Origin of the sequence: Aequitasia blattaphilus, assembly GCF_024721305.1 — a bacterium.
Lineage (GTDB): Bacteria > Bacillota > Clostridia > Lachnospirales > Lachnospiraceae > Aequitasia > Aequitasia blattaphila.
The window spans coordinates 1-18,181 of sequence record NZ_JAMXOD010000009.1; the positions used below are offsets into that span (position 1 = coordinate 1).

Consider the following 18,181-nt stretch of genomic DNA (forward strand, 5'->3'; position numbering starts at 1 on the left):
ATGGTACTGCACTGGAGACGGTGTGGGAGAGTAGGTGGCTGCCGGTTTTTAAAAATGAATAAAGCACAACATATATAAATGAGGGCTTATAGCTCAGCCGGTTAGAGCGCACGCCTGATAAGCGTGAGGTCGGTGGTTCGAGTCCACTTAAGCCCACTGGCAGAGAACTTGATGAAAGCGAGTCTCAGACGAAGCTTGAATCTAGTCGTAGCCGTGTCACCACAGTTGGCGAGGTTTTTAACGAGCCTGCTAAGAGTGACCTGACAGTAACTCTGTAAAAAGAATAAATAGCAACACCTGGGGGATTAGCTCAGTTGGGAGAGCGCCTGCCTTGCAAGCAGGAGGTCACGAGTTCGAATCTCGTATTCTCCATTTGAACTTCTTAAGAGGTTCAAATGATAATAAATGTACCTTGAAAACCGCATACAAGAGAAATGATAAAATATTTTATCAAGACATCCGAGGTGACATCGAAAGATGGAACTTTAACTTCGAGAAAACGAAGAAAAAAAACAACCTAACCAAACATCTTCAACGCTATGAAGATGTGAATAATAACCACCCGTAAAAGAGGTTATTGTTCGAGTTTGGTCATACATAAAAGAGCGTATGGTGGATGCCTTGGCACTAAGAGCCGATGAAAGACGTGATAAGCTGCGAAAAGCTTTGGGGAGGAGCAAATATCCTATGATCCAGAGATATCTGAATGGGGAAACCCGGCTGAGCAAACCTCAGTCACTGCATAGTGAATACATAGCTATGTAGAGGGAACCCGGTGAACTGAAACATCTAAGTAACCGGAGGAAGAGAAAACAACATGTGATTCTGTAAGTAGCGGCGAGCGAAAGCGGAAGAGCCCAAACCGAAGTGCGTGCACTTCGGGGTTCGGACTGCATAATTGATTCTAAAGTTTTAATGGAATGGTTTTGGGAAAGCCAGCCAAAGAGGGTGAAAGCCCCGTACATGAAAAGACGATAGACATGGCAGTATCCAGAGTACCACGAGACACGAGAAACCTTGTGGGAATAAGCGGGGACCACCCCGTAAGGCTAAATACTCCTTAGTGACCGATAGCGCATAGTACTGTGAAGGAACGGTGAAAAGAACCCCGGGAGGGGAGTGAAAGAGAACCTGAAACCATATGTTTACAAGCTGTGGAAGCACTTTATATGTGCAACCGCGTACTTTTTGTAGAACGGTCCGGCGAGTTACGCTGGCTGGCAAGGTTAAGCACTACAAGGTGTGGAGCCGAAGGGAAACCAAGTCTTAATAGGGCGATATTAGTCAGTCGGAGTAGACCCGAAACCGGGTGATCTATCCATGTCCAGGTTGAAGTTGCCGTAAAAGGCAATGGAGGACCGAACCCACATCCGTTGAAAAGGGTGGGGATGAGGTGTGGATAGGGGAGAAATTCCAATCGAACCCGGAGATAGCTGGTTCTCCTCGAAATAGCTTTAGGGCTAGCCTTGTTTTAGAATCTTACGGAGGTAGAGCACTGAATTTCCTAGGGGGCGTCAAAGCTTACCGAAGAATATCAAACTCCGAATGCCGTGTAGATAGAAACAGGAGTCAGACTATACGAGATAAGTTGGATAGTCGAAAGGGAAAGAGCCCAGACCTACAGCTAAGGTCCCAAAATGTGTGTTAAGTGGAAAAGGATGTGAGATTTCGAAGACAACTAGGATGTTGGCTTAGAAGCAGCCATACATTCAAAGAGTGCGTAATAGCTCACTAGTCGAGAGGTCTTGCGCCGAAAATGTCCGGGGCTAAAACACACTACCGAAGCTTAGGAATTGATTATATCAATTGGTAGAGGAGCATTGTTAGCGGGAAGAAGCTACACTGTAAGGAGTAGTGGACTGCTAAGAAGAGAGAATGCCGGAATGAGTAGCGAGAGGAAGGTGAGAATCCTTCCGGCCGAATATCTAAGGTTTCCAGAGTAAAGCTGATCTGCTCTGGGTAAGTCGGGGCCTAAGGCGAGGTCGAAAGACGTAGTCGATGGATAACAGGTTGAAATTCCTGTACTACATTTATACAGAACTGTGGGGACACGTGTGGAAAGCATAACCCGGGAATGGAAAGACCGGGGTAAGCGAGGTAGGAGTATGGTAGGCAAATCCGCCATGCAATCCGAAGACGTGATACGGAGCGAACTTTAAGTAGTGAAGTATGTGAGCCATGCGTCAAGAAAAGCCGCTATTGTTATAAATGTACCCGTACCGTAAACCGACACAGGTGGATGAGGAGAGAATCCTAAGGCCGACGGGAGAAGCATTGTTAAGGAACTCGGCAAAATGACTCCGTAACTTCGGGAGAAGGAGTGCCAGTTAACGCTGGCCGCAGAGAATTGGCCCAAGCAACTGTTTAGCAAAAACACAGGTCTATGCAAAACCGAAAGGTGAAGTATATGGGCTGACGCCTGCCCGGTGCTGGAAGGTTAAGGGGAGAGGTTAGAGGTAACTCGAAGCTTTGAACTTAAGCCCCAGTAAACGGCGGCCGTAACTATAACGGTCCTAAGGTAGCGAAATTCCTTGTCGGGTAAGTTCCGACCCGCACGAAAGGCGTAATGATTTGGGCACTGTCTCAACAATGCACCCGGTGAAATTGAAATACCAGTGAAGATGCTGGTTACCTGCGCCAGGACGGAAAGACCCCATGGAGCTTTACTCCAGCTTGATACTGGGATTCGGTATTGTATGTACAGGATAGGTGGGAGACTGAGAAGGCATGACGCCAGTTGTGCCAGAGTCGATGTTGGGATACCACCCTTGCAGTATTGGATTTCTAACCAACAGCCGTGATCCGGCTGGGGGACAATGTCAGGTGGGGAGTTTGACTGGGGCGGTCGCCTCCGAAAGAGTATCGGAGGCGCTCAAAGGTTCCCTCAGAATGGTCGGAAACCATTCGAAGAGTGCAAAGGCAGAAGGGAGCTTGACTGCGACACCGACGGGTGGAGCAGGTAGGAAACTAGGACTTAGTGATCCGGTGGTATAAAGTGGGATTGCCATCGCTCAACGGATAAAAGCTACCCTGGGGATAACAGGCTTATCACTCCCAAGAGTTCACATCGACGGAGTGGTTTGGCACCTCGATGTCGGCTCATCGCATCCTGGGGCTGTAGTAGGTCCCAAGGGTTGGGCTGTTCGCCCATTAAAGCGGTACGCGAGCTGGGTTCAGAACGTCGTGAGACAGTTCGGTCCCTATCCGGCGTGGGCGTAGGATATTTGAGAGGAGCTGCCCTTAGTACGAGAGGACCGGGGTGGACTGGCCGCTGGTGTATCTGTTGTCTTACCAAAGGCATAGCAGAGTAGCCAAGCCGGGACGGGATAAACGCTGAAGGCATCTAAGCGTGAAGCCCCCCTCAAGATGAGATATCCCTACGTAAGTAGTAAGACCCCTTGAAGACGACGAGGTAGATAGGGCAGAGGTGGAAGTGCAGTAATGTATGGAGCTGACTGTTACTAATCGGTCGAGGGTATGACCAAATCTAGAGCACTTAGCGAGCTAAGCGAAGCGAAAGCCGAGCTTAGTGGGAAGATTGTTCGAAGGAACTTAATGAAAGCGAGTCGAAAGACGAAGCTTGAATTTAGTGAATCGAACTTCCTTATGAAAAGTGCCTAGGCAAATGGATAGGTAGGATGTTCTATTTTCTTGTATGCAGTTTTGAAGGTAGGTTAGAATTAAATGAGTTTATTTAGTAGTATTGAATGTAAAGTTCAATACTATTTTTTATTAGGAAAGGAGAATTCCATGGTAATCAAAACAGAACGGTTAATACTCCGTCCTTGGGAAGAAAAGGATGCAGCTGATTTGTACGAATACGCAAAAGATGAACGAGTTGGACCAAGTGCAGGCTGGATACCCCATACCAGTGTTGAAAATAGCAAAGAGATTATTCAGACAATTTTTTCGGCACCAGAAACATATGCAGTAGTATTAAAAGAGACAAACCAGCCAATAGGAAGCATAGGCTTAATGATTGGAGAAAATAGTAATCTGGATATTCTTGAGGATGAATGTGAGATTGGTTATTGGATAGGTGTCCCTTATTGGGGAAAAGGACTAATCCCAGAGGCAGTAAGAAGATTAGTAGACTATGGATTTACTGACTTAAAGATGAAAAAAATATGGTGTGGTTATTTCGATGGAAATGAAAAGTCGCGTCGCGTTCAGGAAAAGTGTGGATTTCAATATCATCATACGAATAAAGATATTAAGTGGGAGATAACAGGAGAAATACTAACGGAGCATGTGACGTGCTTAACAAAGGAAATGTGGGAATAGAATAAAAAGTCCGTAGCTGTGTGTATGAGCCTGAGCCGACCCGCAAAAGCTATGGACTTTTTTTGTGTTATACTGTTTTTTTGTAGGTAGAAGGAGGGATTCCAAAATGCTTTTTAAAGAGTTTGCTAAAGTGATATGCATCCTCGTATCCCACTGATTGGGCAATAGTTTGAATGCTTAAGGCTGGGTTTTCTTTCATTATATTCCTTGCTTTTTCCATACGCAGTCCTATGAGATAGCTTATAGGAGTGTCGCCAGTTTCACTTTTAAAAATCTTTGACAGATAAAAAGGGCTTAGATACATATTTTGTGCAATGCACTCCAGGGAAATTTTCTCGGGGTAATGTTCGGTAAAGTACCGGATCATTTGATCTACAACGTATTTTTTGTTAGGAGAGGCAAAAATATATCCCTCCTGAGCGTGCTTAATAAATTGCTGGCCTCGTAAAAGAGTTACAAGGAATTCTATTAAGTATGCCTTGAGCATGAAGTAACGCCCAGGTTTATTACTTTGTGATTCCTTATTCATGGAGTTACAAAGGTCTAAAACATGTTCCTTTATCTCACCACTTAGGGAATAGATGAAATCGTGATCTGGAAAAGGAACCGTATTGGGTTCGCAGTCTCGGAAGTTAATATCTGTAAAGGCGATATAGTACTCTGTCATTAATTCTTCCTTGTTCGTCATTACGCTTTTATGATAAGTTCCGGGATTGAAAATCAGAAGATCTCCTGCTTTTACAGGATAGTCTTTCCCGTCTACATGAAAAGTTCCTTTGCCCTTGGCAATAATAGAAATCTCGATGTGTTCATGGCTATGGTAGCAGACCTCATTTTCAGTACGTACCAGGTTACACACATAAAGAAAGGTTGGGTTCAAATCATTATAGGTCAAATCATAATCTTGTATTTTCATAGGCATTTTCCTTTCTATGTTCTCTAATAAGAATACTCCAATAAAGCAAACTTGTAAATAAAGAAGAAGTATGATATTCTTATTTTTGACAACCCCCATAGGGGGATATTGCAAAGGAGAAAATTATGGAGCAAATACATGATATGCAGGACAAAAAAGCAATTATTCATCGCCTTTCCAGAGCAATTGGGCATTTGGATTCCGTTCGTACAATGGTCTTAAACGATAAGGATTGTACAGAGATATTGATACAGTTGGCTGCAGTTCGTTCTGCACTGGCTGGTACAGGTAAAACGATTTTGAAAGATCATATTCACAACTGCATTGCAGAGGCAGTTGAAAATGGGGATCAGAAAAAGATTGATGCACTAGACGAAGCAATTGATCAGTTTATTAAGTAAATGAAAGAGACTAAGACCGTCTTAAAGCTATCCATACCAATCATTATAGAGACAATTCTTCAAACCCTTTTAGGGACCACAGATGTCTACTTTGCTGGCAGAGTTGGGGATGTGGCAATTGCGGGAATCAGTATTACGAATCTGATTATGAACATTTTTATTGCCTTCTTTTCTGCTGTAAGTGTGGGAAGTATTGCAGTTGTTTCCAGATATTTCGGGAAAAAGGATAATCCGAAAGTAAAGATGGCAGTCATGCAATCAATATTGGTTGCAATTTTATTAGGAATTATAGCCGGAATTATTAATCTACTATTTCCATCCTTTATATTAAGGCTTTCCAGGGCAGATAAGGCTATTATTGCCTCAGCCCTGCCTTATTATCGGATTGTAGGTATTCCGGTTGTTTTTCTTGCCCTCCAAATGACTTTGTCCAGTTGCCTCAGAGCAATGAAAAATACAAAAGCACCTATGTATATTACGGGGATATCTAATGTTTTAAACATCGGTTTGAATACGATCTTTGTTTCTATGGGAATGGGAGTCTTCGGCCTTGGGTTGGCAACGACACTTTCCAGAGCTGTAGGAGTTGTACTGTTATTTTTCAGCTTGAGAAAGCAGAATCAAAGTCTCTATTTTAGCTATAAGGATTTATTTGTTCATACCCAAACGATGAAGCAGATTCTGTCCATTGGTGTTCCAGGAGGAATTGAGAAGCTGGTGATGCGGATGGGGCAGCTTTTATATAATGGAATGATTCTCTCTATTGGAGTGCATGCATACGTAGCTCATAACATTGCAGGAACGGTGGAAAATTATACGTATATTCCATCAACAGGTTTTGGATTGGCAGTTTCTACTTTGGTTGGAGTGTCCTTGGGAGAGAGGAATCCCCAACAGGGAAGAAGCTACGTCTATAAAAGCTATTTTATATCGGCTTTTTTAATGCTTCTAATGGGTGTGGGCTTTTTTCTTTTTGCACCGGAGCTGGCAAATTTTTTCACCAATACAAAAGAAGTGCAGGTACAAGTAATAAAAGTTCTTCGTTTTATTGCTTTTTTTCAACCCTTTTCAGCCTTAGTTCAGGTATTGACCTGTGCTCTTCAAGGTGCAGGAGATACAAAGTTCTCAATGTATACTACCTTTGCTGGAATATGGGGGATTCGTCTTTGCCTTGGATATTATCTTGGAGTTGTTTTAGAACTGGGATTAATGGGAGTTTGGTATGCATATGCGTTGGATTTGGTGTTGAGGGGGACAATTCTTTATTGGCGATTTCGCAAAGGTAAATGGATGAATATAGAGTTATAACAAAATAATACAAGAAAAGCACAAGAAACTACATTTTAATTCCAAATAAAACAGTTATAATAAAACAAGTTTGTAAAAATTGGAAGGATTGATGTAGAATGACAAAAGAAATGACAAAAGGGTCTCCAGCAAAGCTGATTATTGCTTTTACGATACCGCTTTTAATTGGAAATATTTTTCAACAATTTTATAGTATGGCAGATACCCTTATTGTAGGAAGAACGATTGGAGTTAATGCACTGGCGGCAGTGGGAAGTACAGGGAGCATTAGTTTCTTGATATTGGGTTTTGTTTTTGGTGTCACGACGGGGCTTAGCATTATTGTGGCACAGCGCTTTGGAGCAGGTGATATGGCGGGGTTACGCAGAAGTGTTGCAACGGGTATATGGATTAGCTTGATTATGACGGCAATATTAACAGCAGTATCTGTCATTTTTGCACGGCAGATTTTAGAGCTGATGAACACACCTCCAGAGATTATAGAGGACGCCTATGATTATATTATTATTATTTTTTGGGGAACCATAGCAAATATGATATTTAATCTATTCTCCAATATTATAAGAGCTTTAGGAGATAGTAAGATGCCGCTGGTGTTCTTGATTGTGGCTTGTGTTTTGAATATTATTTTAGATTTTGTGTTTATACTAGGTCTGAACAGTGGAGTAGCGGGTGCCGCATGGGCAACGGTGATATCCCAGATGGTATCAGGACTCCTTTGCATTTTTTACATTGTAAAGAAGATACCGATGATTCATCTGTCGAAAGAAGACCTAAAATCCAATTCATGGGATTTTAAACAGCATTTAGAAGTTGCTCTGCCTATGGGATTTCAGATGTCTATTATTGCCATTGGAGCAGTGGTTTTGCAGTTTGTATTAAATGGTCTTGGAGCTATATCAGTAGCAGCCTTTACGGCGGCACAAAAGATTGACCAGATTGCAACGCAGCCGATGAATTCCTTTGGAACGACAATGGCAACTTATTCGGCGCAGAACTATGGAGCCGGAAAAATTGATCGAATCAAAAAGGGAGTATTTCAATGTAGCTTGATTTCAGTAGGATTTAGTGTTTTTATGGGATTTGTCAATATATTTGCCGGGTACATGCTAACGGCAGTATTTGTAGGTAAAGAAAATGTAGAGGTCTTACATCTTTCTCAGGTTTATTTAAAGGTCAATGGTTCCTTATATTTTGTCTTGGCCTTACTATTTATATTTCGCTTTACCTTGCAGGGTCTTGGAAGAAGTGTTATGCCAACCCTTGCTGGTATTATGGAGTTGGTAATGCGAATTTTTGCAGCGGTTATTTTAACTTCCAGATTAGGCTTTTTAGGTGCAAGCTGGGCAGGGCCTCTTGCATGGATTGGAGCCTGCATTCCTTTGATTATTGGCTATTTTGTGACCATTCGGGGATTACAAAAGAAAAAGGACGAAAAAGAGCGCCTTTTAATTTCTGAATAATTAGAGTATTATAGGTATTAGAAATAAGGCATTAGGAGTAAATCATATGATTCAAATGAAAGAACGAATGGAAGCCAATCTTTCTGGGGCAATAAAAGAAAGCAGCAATGAAGAGATTTTCATTGCTCTTTTAAAATCTGTCAAGGATATGGAAGAAGAGAAGCCAGTGATTAAAGGGAACAGAAAGCTTTATTATATATCTGCCGAGTTTCTTGTGGGGAAATTACTGTCAAATAATCTAATTAACCTTGGGGTCTATGATGAGGTGAAAACCCTTTTGGCAGAGAATGGGCGAAGCATTCATGAAATAGAAGAAATTGAAAAAGAACCTTCTCTTGGAAACGGGGGATTAGGAAGACTGGCAGCTTGCTTTATGGATTCCATAGCCACCTTGGGATTGCCTGGAGATGGGATTGGATTAAATTATCACTTTGGTCTTTTTAAGCAAGTATTTAAAAATCACAAGCAAATGGAAGAAATTAATCCGTGGATTGAGAAGAACAGTTGGCTAAGGGAAAGTGGAGATCGTTTTTTGGTTCACTATAAGGACTTCACTTTGCAATCAAAGCTCTATGATATTGATGTAATTGGATACGAGAATAACCGCAATAAACTCCACCTTTTTGATGTGGAAAGTGTGGAAGAATCTCTTGTGAAATCAGGAATTGATTTTGATAAAACAGATATTCCTGAAAATCTCACTCTTTTTCTTTACCCAGATGACAGTGACGAAGCTGGACAGCTTCTCCGTATTTATCAACAGTATTTTATGGTTAGTTGTGGGGCACAATTGATTTTAAAGGAAATGGACGAAGCCGGTCATTATATTCAAGATTTGGATAAACATGTGGTGATTCAGATTAATGATACGCATCCCTCTTTGATTATTCCGGAACTAATAAGACTTTTAATGGAACGGGGAGTGGATAAAGAGCGGGCAATTTATCTGGTGTCCAAGGTATGTGCTTACACGAACCATACGATATTAGCAGAAGCATTGGAAAAATGGCCAATGTCTTATCTGGAGCAGGTAGTCCCTCATTTAATTCCAATTATTGAAACTTTAAATGAAAGAGCAATCAAATCCTATGGAGAAGATGTTGCTATCATAGATAAGGATCAGAAGGTGCATATGGCATATATGGACATTCACAATGGATTTAGCGTGAATGGAGTGGCAGCGCTTCATACGAAGATATTGAAAGAAACGGAACTGAGAAAGTTCTATGAAATATATCCAGAAAAATTCAATAACAAGACGAACGGAATTACTTTCCGCAGATGGCTTTTACACTGTAACCCAAGACTTTCTGATTTTATTACAGAGAAAATTGGAAGTGGATGGAAAAAGAACGCCTGTGAATTGGAAGGCTTACTTCAGTATAGTGAAGACAAAGATGCTTTAAGTACATTGTTAGGCATTAAAGAAGCAAATAAAAAGGACTTAGTTACTTATCTGAAAAAGACACAAGATATCCAAATCTCAGAAGACTCAATTTTTGATATTCAGATTAAGCGTCTCCATGAATATAAGAGACAGCAAATGAATGCTCTTTTTGCTATCTACAAATATTTGGAAATCAAAAAAGGAAATCGGCCATCTACACCAATTACCATCCTGTTTGGAGCAAAGGCTGCTCCGGCGTACCGAATTGCAAAAGATATTATTCACTTGATTTTATGTTTGTCTGAGTTGATTAATAATGATCCGGAAGTTTCTCCTTACCTTAAAGTAGTGATGGCTGAGAACTACAATGTCACTTTGGCAGAGAAATTGATACCTGCTTGTGATATTTCGGAGCAAATTTCTCTTGCATCGAAAGAGGCAAGTGGAACTGGAAATATGAAATTCATGCTCAACGGAGGAATTACCCTTGGAACGGAAGATGGGGCCAATGTAGAGATTAAGGAGCTGGTTGGAGAAGAGAATATTTTTATCTTTGGTGCAAAGAGTGAAGAGGTAATTGAGCTTTATGCAAAAAGCAGTTACAAGTCTAAGGAGTATTATGAGCAGGATTCCAGAATAAAGACCTTAGTAGATTTCATTATAGATCCAAAGCTTCTTGCAATTGGAGATAAGGAACTGCTGACCCGTCTCTATGATGAAATCATAGGAAAAGACTGGTTTATGACATTGTTAGATTTGGAAGATTATATACGAGTGAAAGAAGAGGCTTATGAGGCTTACGAAGATAAAGAAAGCTGGGCAAAGATGATGCTGTATAATATAGCGAAGGCAGGATTCTTTTCTTCCGATCGGACAATTGAAGAATATAATAGAGACATATGGAAGTTAAATGTGTAAAATAGGGAATTTTTCCTTGACAGTTTAGGTACTATTATGATATAAATATCTAGTGCGATACGAGTTATCGCACTATTTTAGGGGATTGGTCAAGTGGTATGATAGGGGTCTCCAAAACCTTTGGCGGGAGTTCGATTCTCTCATCCCCTGCTTGATGAAAATGACACTGAAAGTTGAAATGACTTTTAGTGTCATTTTGTGTTAGGCTATAAAAATTGGATCCATGTCAAAGCCTGAGCTTTATCTTTAAATCGGGATAAGGTATAATTAGGCTATCTAAGCAAAGCATTTGATGGAAAGGAAATATTGTAGAAAATGATAATCGGATACTTACTAATAATTAATCTTATTACATTTATTGCATTTGCAGTGGATAAGAACAATGCAAGAAAACAAAGATGGAGGATACGTGTCACCACCTTATTAGGACTTTCCTTTATTGGAGGTTCTCTTGGAGGTTTATTGGGGATGTATTTGTTTCGACATAAAACCCAGAAAAAGGCTTTCACAATTGGTATTCCATTCATGCTTATCATGCAATTGTTTATCAGTTTTTACTATTTGACAATAGAATTTTGAAACATAAAATTGGGAGGTAATGAAAGTGGCATATCAAGAAGTAATGGAAGCAGCAAGAAAAAATGTGGGGTCTTTTTGTAAGGCCTGTCCCATTTGTGATGGACGAGCCTGTCGAAATCAGATACCGGGACCAGGAGCCAAAGGCTCAGGAGAAGGAGCAATAAGAAACTATAATAGCTGGCAAAAAATTCGTCTTAACATGGATACAATTACAGAAAACAGACCAATAAATACCCAGGTGCAAATTTTTGACGTAAGCTTTGATTTGCCAATATTTGCTGCACCAATTGGCGCAATGAAGATGCACTATGGCGAGAAGTATACAGATATGGAATATAATGATATTTTGATTCCTGCCTGTAGAAATGCAGGAATTGCTGCTTTTACCGGAGATGGAATGGATCCAGAGGTAATGAAAGGAGCTACAACAGCGATTAAAGCAAACCAAGGCTTTGGTATTCCTACGGTAAAGCCCTGGGATAAGGACACCCTTTTGAGAAAACTTGAGCAAATTGAAAAGTCCAGGTCAATTGCTGTGGCTATGGATATAGACAGTGCTGGTCTTCCGTTCTTAAAGAATCAAATGCCACCAGCAGGTTGTAAGTCTGTGGAAGAATTAAAAGAAATAATCAAAAGTATTAGTCAACCTTTTATCATCAAGGGAGTTATGACGGTTAAAGGTGCAATAAAAGCCAAAGAAGCTGGGGCGGCAGGAATTGTTGTATCCAATCATGGTGGAAGAGTATTGGATGGCTGCCCAGGTACAGCGGAAGTCTTACCAGAGATTAAAGAGGCAATAGGAGATTCCTTAAAGATCTTTATCGACGGAGGAATTCGTTCAGGCCAGGATATCTTTAAGGCGTTAGCTCTTGGAGCAGATGCCGTGCTTATTGGGCGCCCATTTGTAACAGCACTTTATGGTGGTGCAGAAGAGGGTGTGAAATTATTGGTGGATAAGCTTGGTGAGGAGCTGAAAGATACGATGATGATGTGTGGTGCCTACGATATTGCAGAGATAACTAGAGATATGGTGAGGAATTAGAAAGATAATTTCAGCACCATATTGTTTGGCAAATATGATAATATATACAAAAGGATTGAGTTTGAAAGGAGTGGGTTGTATGCAGGTGACAATTCAAACTTTATTGGAGCAATATGTAGAACGATTAGTAGAAATCTATGAATCGCATTTAAAGAGCGTTATCTTGTATGGTTCCTATGCCAGGGGAGATTACTCAAAGGATTCAGATATAGATATTATGTTACTTTTGGATTTGACGGATATGGAACTGAAGGAATACCGTCATCAATTATCGGAACTTACTTATGATTTTTTAATGGATTATGATGTGGATATTAAGCCAATTGCGAAAAACATAGACCACTTTGAAAAATGGATATCAGCGTATCCATTTTATTATAACGTAAGAGAAGAGGGAGTGAGTTTATTTGATGCAGCATAAAGAAGAAGGTACAAGAAAAGATTTAGTTGGATACAGGATTACAACTGCAAAGAGTGATTTGAAATCGGCAATATTATTGTGTGACGCAAAAGAATATAGAGGTGCGAATAATAGAGCCTATTATGCAATTTATCATGCTATTTCAGCTATTCATGCAATGAGTGGAGACGCTTATAAGCGACATAAAGATGCATTAGCCAATTTTAATAAGAAGTATGTTAAAAGCGAAATATTTCCACGTGCTTTAGGAAGGAAGGTTGCACAGGCTGCTGAGATAAGGCATGCAAGTGATTATGATGATTTTTATATTGCGACGAAAGTTGAAGCCCAAGAACAAATTGAAACAGCTAAAGAAGTAATAAATTCTATTGAGGATTATTGTACTAAAAAATATCTTGAGTAATAGTCAAAATTGTAGGGATGAGGTGTAGACACAACTATATCGTGTAATAATAGCACGATATGTCTATACCTGTTTGTTAAGTGTTTTTGAAAATGTTATAAAATTTTGTTGACAGGGAAAAACAGCAATGCTATAATTTCCCCGTGATGACAAAGAGGTCAAATCCAAGAGAATTTGGATTTGGCCTTTTGTTTTTTTGTATTTTGTATAAATATATTATCAAGACAATGGGGTCTGGTTTCGTTTGAAACCGGACCCCATTAACCATTTAAAGGAGACGATGAAGGATGAAAAAAAAGAGAATTATGGCACTTTTGATGAGTATTGTTATGACAGGGGCACTAGTAGGCTGTAGTGGGGCACAAGCAAAAGATGCAGATAGCGATGAAGCTTCAAGCGTAAAGGTTGGTATTCTTTATTCAGCCACAGGCTCAATGGCAATCAGTGAAGGTGCAGTAAAAGACGCAGAAGTGCTCGCAATTGAGGAGATTAACGCAGAGGGTGGCATACTTGGAAAACAGATTGAATACGTAGCGGAGGACGGTGCCTCAGAGCCATCAACATTTGCTACAAAAGCAGAAAAATTAATTGATCAAGATAAGGTTAGTGCGGTGTTTGGTTGTTGGACATCGGCATCCAGAAAAGCGGTTAAGCCAGTATTCGAAGAATATGAAAATCTTCTTTTATACCCAGTACAATATGAGGGGATGGAAGAATCATCAAACATTGTATATACAGGTGCAGCACCAAACCAACAAATCGTTCCAGCAATTGATTATTTGATTGAACAAGGCTATAAAAAATTCTTCCTGTTAGGTTCAGATTATGTATTCCCAAGAACAGCTAACATGATTATTAATTCACAATGCGAAGCAAAGGATGTTGAGGTTGTTGGCGAAGAATATGCACAAATGGATCAAACAGACTTTGGCTCAATTATTGCTAAGATTGAAGCGGCAAAGCCTGATGTAATCATAAATACCCTAAATGGTACAGGAAATCTCTCATTCTTTAAACAAATGAACGAGAAGAACTATACTTCAGAAGATTACATGACAATGTCTTTTTCAATTGCAGAAGAGGAAGTGAAAACAATTGGTGCAGATATTTTAAAAGATCATATGGTTTCATGGAATTATTATATGACAACAGATACCCCAGAAAATGAGAAGTTTGTTGAAGCGTATAAAAAGGAATACGGTACAGATCGTGTAACATCAGACCCAGCGGAAGCAGCATATGATGCAGTATACTTGTGGAAAGCAGCGGTGGAAAAAGCGGAAAGTTTTGAACCAGCCGACGTTATTGCAGCAATCGAGGATGGAGGTATTAGCTTTCTTGCCCCGGAGGGTATAGTAGAGATTGATGGTACCAATCATCATTTAATCAAACCAGTAAGAATTGGTGTAATTGCAGAGGATGGGAAAATCAACATAGTTAAGGAAACAGAACCGGTAAAGCCAGACCCATACTTGGAGTCATACGATTGGGCTGTAGACTCAAATCTTAAACCTCTTGAGTAGTTCGTATATAGGTTTGTATCGAAGATATTAATTTGTTCAATGGAAGTGAGGACATAACATGGCACAATTTATAAATACAGCCTTTAATGGACTGAGTCTTAGCTCTATAATATTGCTTACTTCGCTAGGACTGGCTATTACGTTTGGTCTAATGCGAGTAATCAATATGGCGCATGGTGAATTTTTGATGATTGGTGCGTACATCACATATGTAGTACAAACCATATTTGAAAAAGTCTTTCCTGACAGTTTATTTAGCATTTATTATTTTTTGGCTCTTATTGTTGCATTCGGAGTAACGTTTTTGTTGGGTATGCTTATGGAGAAATTCATTATTTCAAGATTATATGGGCGTGAGGTAGACAGTTTGCTTGCAACGTGGGGTGTTAGTATTATTTTACAACAAGCAGCCAGAAGTGTATTCGGCATGCAAGGTGTTAATGTTAAAGCACCGTCATTTTTAAACGGAGGTATGACAGTTGGTCGTTGTACTTTTTCATACAACCGTCTTTTCATTATCGGATTAGTTATCCTGTGTATGATATTAGTTTGGTATATTATGTACAAATCAAATTTTGGCAAACAGATGCGTGCTGTTATGCAGAACAGATCAATGGCTCAGTGTATGGGAATCAACTCACGTGAGGTGGATACATTGACCTTTGCATTCGGTTCAGGACTTGCAGGACTTGCAGGCTGTTCGGTAGCACTGCTTGGTTCGATTGATTCAACAATAGGGCAAAGTTACATTGTAAATTCATTTATTGCTGTTGTACTTGGCGGTGTAGGAAAACTTATTGGTACAGTATTTGGTTCTTCAATTATTGGTTTTGCAAATATTGGTATAGAAAATTATACCTCAGCAAGTATTGCAAAGGCAGCAGTGTTACTGCTTGTAATCATCGTATTACAGTTTAGGCCTCAGGGTTTATTTGCAATTAAGAGCAGAAAACTAGACGAATAAGGAGAACATACAAATATGAAGATAAAAAAACAAGGCTATAATATCTGTTTTGCAGTTATTGTGGTAATACTGGCACTAATGCCTGTACTTTTGAATGCTGGAGTTATTTCAAGCAACTCGTTCATTCTGTTTCTTGGAAAATGTATTGCATTTTCAATTGTAGCAATTGGACTTGATCTCATCTGGGGTTATACCGGTATTTTATCGCTAGGACATGGGTTGTATTTTGCACTTGGAGGATATGCAATGGCTATGTTTTTAAAATTGCAGGCAACTGATGGCAACATCACATCGTTTATGCAAACTGGTGGCATGACGAAATTACCACTCATGTGGAAACCATTTCTTTCAGGTTATCTTTCTGTAATTTTGATTATTGCAATTCCGGCTGTACTGGCAGCGACAATAGGATATTTCATATTCAGAAATAGAATTAAAGGGGTATATTTTTCAATTATATCTCAAGCACTTACGTGGGCAGCGTATTCACTATTTACAGGATTACAGTCATATACAGGTGGAAATGTGGGGATTACAGAAATCAAATCAATTATTGGAAGTATAAAGGGTGATGCAAATACGGGTAAGATGTTTATCCTATTTTATATTTCACTTGCAATACTTGTCTTGATTTATGGAATATCGTATTTTCTTACACACAGCAAATTTGGAAAGATATTAATAGCTATTCGTGATGGTGAAAACAGAACATATTTTTCTGGCTATTGCGTAAGTACGTACAAAAACTTTATTTATGTTTTATCTGCAATATTCGCAGCAGTTGCAGGTGCCATATTTGTAAATTTTAACGGATCAATCACTCCTACTCAAATGACTATATCGTACTCAATTACAATGGTGATATGGGTAGCCGTTGGTGGACGTGGAACACTTGTGGGTGCTGTAATGGGTGCGTTTCTAATAAACTTATGCGACTATCACTTCAGCTCAGGTGTGATGGTAGAAGCATGGCAGTACATACTTGGCACGATTTTTGTTGTTACAATCTTATTCTTCAAGGGCGGCTTGGTTGGAGTTATTCGTGATCAGCTTCCTATACTTATAAGAAGAGTGGCACATAAGGAGAGGTGATAAAGTGACAAATGATACAGTTTTGAACATTCAAGATGTGACAGTGGACTTTGATGGGTTTTGTGCTCTTTTGCGAGTGAACGTTGCTGTTAAGAGGAATACAATTCATTTTTTTATTGGACCTAATGGAGCAGGAAAAACAACTCTTTTGGACATTATATGTGCAAAAACAAAAGCGACAGATGGTGAATGTACTTTTTATCCAGAAAATCGCTCACCAGTCAAATTGACAGGCATGAAGGAATACAAAATCGTCGGTGAAGGCATAGGACGTAAGTTTCAGGTGCCGTCGGTGTTTGTGAATTTAAGCGTTATAGAAAATATGGTTTTGTCATTAAAGGACAACAAAAGTATTTGGCAGTCTATTTTTTATCGAATCTCTAAGGAAGAAGAAAAAAGTATAAATGAAATATTAGAAGCCGTTGATTTACTTGACAAAAAGGACGAAAAGGCAGGTTCGCTTGCACATGGACAAAAGCAATGGTTAGAAATTGCTATGCAACTTGTCCAAAAACCAGAAATCATTATGCTGGATGAACCAGCAGCAGGAATGGGTAAACCAGAAACATATAAAACAGGTGAAATTCTAAAGAAAATAAAAGATCAATGTACAATCATAATCGTAGAACATGACATGGATTTTGTAAAACAAATTTCCGATTGCGTAACGGTATTGCATGAGGGAAAGGTGCTTTTGGAAGGCGATTGTGATTTGGTACTTGCCAATAAAACGGTACAGGAAGTATATCTTGGTAGGGGAGGAGAAAGAAATGCTGAAAATTAAAGGTATAGATTCTTATTATGGTGAAAGTAGAATCATATCCTCATTAGACTTGGAATTTGAGAAAGGCAAAATCACCTGTTTAATTGGCAGAAATGGTGTAGGGAAGAGTACAACACTAAAAAGTATTATGGGATTGGTCAAGACACCAGAAGGTAATATTTGTTTTGATGGAGATGAAATTATAAAAATACCAACCTATAATCGCGTTAAGCAAGGGATAGGATATGTACCTCAAGGACGTGAGATTTTTCCACAGATGACTGTATACGAAAATCTAATGCTTGGCATATGGGCAAATGGTGGAAAGGGCGAGTTACCTAAATATATTTATGAACTTTTTCCGATTTTGAAGCGTTTTGAAAAACGAAAGGGGGGCGATTTGTCTGGTGGACAGCAACAACAGCTTGCTATTGCAAGGGCTCTTGTTAGTGAACCTAAAATCTTGATTTTAGATGAGCCGACGGAAGGGATACAACCGTCTGTTATTCAAGATATCGGAGAGGTGATCAAAAAAATAAATAAGGAAATGGGCTTGACGGTATTAATCGTAGAGCAATATCTTGATTTTGTACTTGGAATTTCGGACTATCTATACATAATGGAAAAGGGTGAAATTATTCTAAAGGGAAATACGGCTCAATTAGATTCGAAAAAAGTTCAAGCTGCAATGACACATTAAACAAGGATACCTAAATA

At 39.6% G+C, this 18,181-nt stretch carries 16 protein-coding genes, 3 tRNA genes and 1 rRNA gene; 19 read left to right on the plus strand and 1 reads right to left on the minus strand.

The window, feature by feature from the left end:
* Window positions 1-82: 82 nt before the first annotated feature.
* From NHH15_RS07435 to NHH15_RS07455, 5 genes are all read left to right on the plus strand, one after another.
* A tRNA-Ile gene (locus NHH15_RS07435) sits at window positions 83-156 on the plus strand.
* A 143-nt stretch (window positions 157-299) separates the two neighbouring features.
* A tRNA-Ala gene (locus NHH15_RS07440) sits at window positions 300-372 on the plus strand.
* Window positions 373-589: 217 nt separating this feature from the next.
* A 23S ribosomal RNA gene (locus NHH15_RS07445) occupies window positions 590-3,485 on the plus strand.
* Window positions 3,478-3,621, plus strand: coding sequence for a hypothetical protein (locus NHH15_RS07450; protein WP_262066026.1), 144 nt, complete (start codon window positions 3,478-3,480; stop codon window positions 3,619-3,621). The genes NHH15_RS07445 and NHH15_RS07450 overlap by 8 nt, the downstream gene beginning before the upstream one ends.
* Window positions 3,622-3,750: 129 nt before the next feature.
* A complete protein-coding gene (locus NHH15_RS07455; protein WP_262066027.1) occupies window positions 3,751-4,284 on the plus strand; it encodes a GNAT family N-acetyltransferase in 534 nt (177 codons plus the stop codon).
* Between the two features lie 67 nt (window positions 4,285-4,351).
* Here the strand turns inward: NHH15_RS07455 and NHH15_RS07460 are convergent, their stop codons facing one another.
* Entirely contained in the window at window positions 4,352-5,200 is an 849-nt protein-coding gene (locus NHH15_RS07460; protein WP_262066028.1) for an AraC family transcriptional regulator, read from the minus strand.
* 125 nt (window positions 5,201-5,325) lie between these two features.
* Between NHH15_RS07460 and NHH15_RS07465 the strand changes: the two genes are divergently transcribed.
* The 14 genes from NHH15_RS07465 (at window position 5,326) to urtE (ending at window position 18,164) form a co-directional block, all read left to right on the plus strand.
* Window positions 5,326-5,601 (plus strand): metal-sensing transcriptional repressor, encoded by a 276-nt coding sequence (locus NHH15_RS07465; RefSeq protein WP_262066029.1) that lies wholly within the window; start codon window positions 5,326-5,328, stop codon window positions 5,599-5,601.
* Complete coding sequence (locus NHH15_RS07470) at window positions 5,602-6,909, plus strand: MATE family efflux transporter (protein ID WP_262066030.1); 1,308 nt, start codon at window positions 5,602-5,604, stop codon at window positions 6,907-6,909.
* A 98-nt stretch (window positions 6,910-7,007) separates the two neighbouring features.
* Entirely contained in the window at window positions 7,008-8,372 is a 1,365-nt protein-coding gene (locus NHH15_RS07475; protein ID WP_262066031.1) for an MATE family efflux transporter, read from the plus strand.
* Between the two features lie 46 nt (window positions 8,373-8,418).
* Entirely contained in the window at window positions 8,419-10,677 is a 2,259-nt protein-coding gene (locus tag NHH15_RS07480; protein WP_262066032.1) for a glycogen/starch/alpha-glucan phosphorylase, read from the plus strand.
* 79 nt (window positions 10,678-10,756) lie between these two features.
* A tRNA-Trp gene (locus NHH15_RS07485) sits at window positions 10,757-10,827 on the plus strand.
* A gap of 165 nt (window positions 10,828-10,992) precedes the next feature.
* Window positions 10,993-11,256 carry a DUF1294 domain-containing protein gene (locus NHH15_RS07490; RefSeq protein ID WP_262066033.1) on the plus strand — a complete coding sequence of 88 codons (264 nt, stop codon included), beginning with the start codon at window positions 10,993-10,995 and terminating at the stop codon, window positions 11,254-11,256.
* Between the two features lie 25 nt (window positions 11,257-11,281).
* Complete coding sequence (locus tag NHH15_RS07495) at window positions 11,282-12,298, plus strand: alpha-hydroxy-acid oxidizing protein (RefSeq protein WP_262066034.1); 1,017 nt, start codon at window positions 11,282-11,284, stop codon at window positions 12,296-12,298.
* A gap of 79 nt (window positions 12,299-12,377) precedes the next feature.
* Window positions 12,378-12,719, plus strand: a complete 342-nt coding sequence (locus NHH15_RS07500; RefSeq protein WP_262066035.1) for a nucleotidyltransferase domain-containing protein — start codon at window positions 12,378-12,380, stop codon at window positions 12,717-12,719.
* Window positions 12,706-13,122 (plus strand): HEPN domain-containing protein, encoded by a 417-nt coding sequence (locus tag NHH15_RS07505; RefSeq protein ID WP_262066036.1) that lies wholly within the window; start codon window positions 12,706-12,708, stop codon window positions 13,120-13,122. The genes NHH15_RS07500 and NHH15_RS07505 overlap by 14 nt, the downstream gene beginning before the upstream one ends.
* 287 nt (window positions 13,123-13,409) lie before the next feature.
* Window positions 13,410-14,645, plus strand: a complete 1,236-nt coding sequence (gene urtA, locus NHH15_RS07510; protein ID WP_262066037.1) for an urea ABC transporter substrate-binding protein — start codon at window positions 13,410-13,412, stop codon at window positions 14,643-14,645.
* A 58-nt stretch (window positions 14,646-14,703) separates the two neighbouring features.
* On the plus strand, window positions 14,704-15,609 hold the full coding sequence (gene urtB, locus NHH15_RS07515) for an urea ABC transporter permease subunit UrtB (protein WP_262066038.1): 906 nt from the start codon (window positions 14,704-14,706) through the stop codon (window positions 15,607-15,609).
* A gap of 15 nt (window positions 15,610-15,624) precedes the next feature.
* Entirely contained in the window at window positions 15,625-16,701 is a 1,077-nt protein-coding gene (urtC, locus tag NHH15_RS07520; protein ID WP_262066039.1) for an urea ABC transporter permease subunit UrtC, read from the plus strand.
* Between the two features lie 4 nt (window positions 16,702-16,705).
* Window positions 16,706-17,485: an urea ABC transporter ATP-binding protein UrtD gene (urtD, locus tag NHH15_RS07525; RefSeq protein WP_262066040.1), complete on the plus strand. Its 780-nt coding sequence runs from the start codon at window positions 16,706-16,708 to the stop codon at window positions 17,483-17,485.
* Window positions 17,472-18,164 carry an urea ABC transporter ATP-binding subunit UrtE gene (urtE, locus tag NHH15_RS07530; RefSeq protein WP_262066041.1) on the plus strand — a complete coding sequence of 231 codons (693 nt, stop codon included), beginning with the start codon at window positions 17,472-17,474 and terminating at the stop codon, window positions 18,162-18,164. Before urtD ends, urtE begins: the two co-directional genes overlap by 14 nt.
* Window positions 18,165-18,181 lie beyond the last annotated feature (17 nt).

Excerpts from the sequence above, each read along its gene's own strand:
- NHH15_RS07475 (WP_262066031.1), top strand. The coding sequence starts at position 7,008 with ATGACAAAAGAAATGACAAAAGGGTCTCCAGCAAAGCTGATTATTGCT.
- NHH15_RS07500 (WP_262066035.1), top strand. The coding sequence starts at position 12,378 with ATGCAGGTGACAATTCAAACTTTATTGGAGCAATATGTAGAACGATTA.
- NHH15_RS07490 (WP_262066033.1), top strand. The coding sequence starts at position 10,993 with ATGATAATCGGATACTTACTAATAATTAATCTTATTACATTTATTGCA.
- NHH15_RS07460 (WP_262066028.1), bottom strand. The coding sequence starts at position 5,200 with ATGAAAATACAAGATTATGATTTGACCTATAATGATTTGAACCCAACC.
- urtA (WP_262066037.1), top strand. The coding sequence starts at position 13,410 with ATGAAAAAAAAGAGAATTATGGCACTTTTGATGAGTATTGTTATGACA.
- NHH15_RS07470 (WP_262066030.1), top strand. The coding sequence starts at position 5,602 with ATGAAAGAGACTAAGACCGTCTTAAAGCTATCCATACCAATCATTATA.
- NHH15_RS07465 (WP_262066029.1), top strand. The coding sequence starts at position 5,326 with ATGGAGCAAATACATGATATGCAGGACAAAAAAGCAATTATTCATCGC.
- urtB (WP_262066038.1), top strand. The coding sequence starts at position 14,704 with ATGGCACAATTTATAAATACAGCCTTTAATGGACTGAGTCTTAGCTCT.
- NHH15_RS07455 (WP_262066027.1), top strand. The coding sequence starts at position 3,751 with ATGGTAATCAAAACAGAACGGTTAATACTCCGTCCTTGGGAAGAAAAG.
- NHH15_RS07480 (WP_262066032.1), top strand. The coding sequence starts at position 8,419 with ATGATTCAAATGAAAGAACGAATGGAAGCCAATCTTTCTGGGGCAATA.
- NHH15_RS07450 (WP_262066026.1), top strand. The coding sequence starts at position 3,478 with ATGACCAAATCTAGAGCACTTAGCGAGCTAAGCGAAGCGAAAGCCGAG.
- urtC (WP_262066039.1), top strand. The coding sequence starts at position 15,625 with ATGAAGATAAAAAAACAAGGCTATAATATCTGTTTTGCAGTTATTGTG.
- urtE (WP_262066041.1), top strand. The coding sequence starts at position 17,472 with ATGCTGAAAATTAAAGGTATAGATTCTTATTATGGTGAAAGTAGAATC.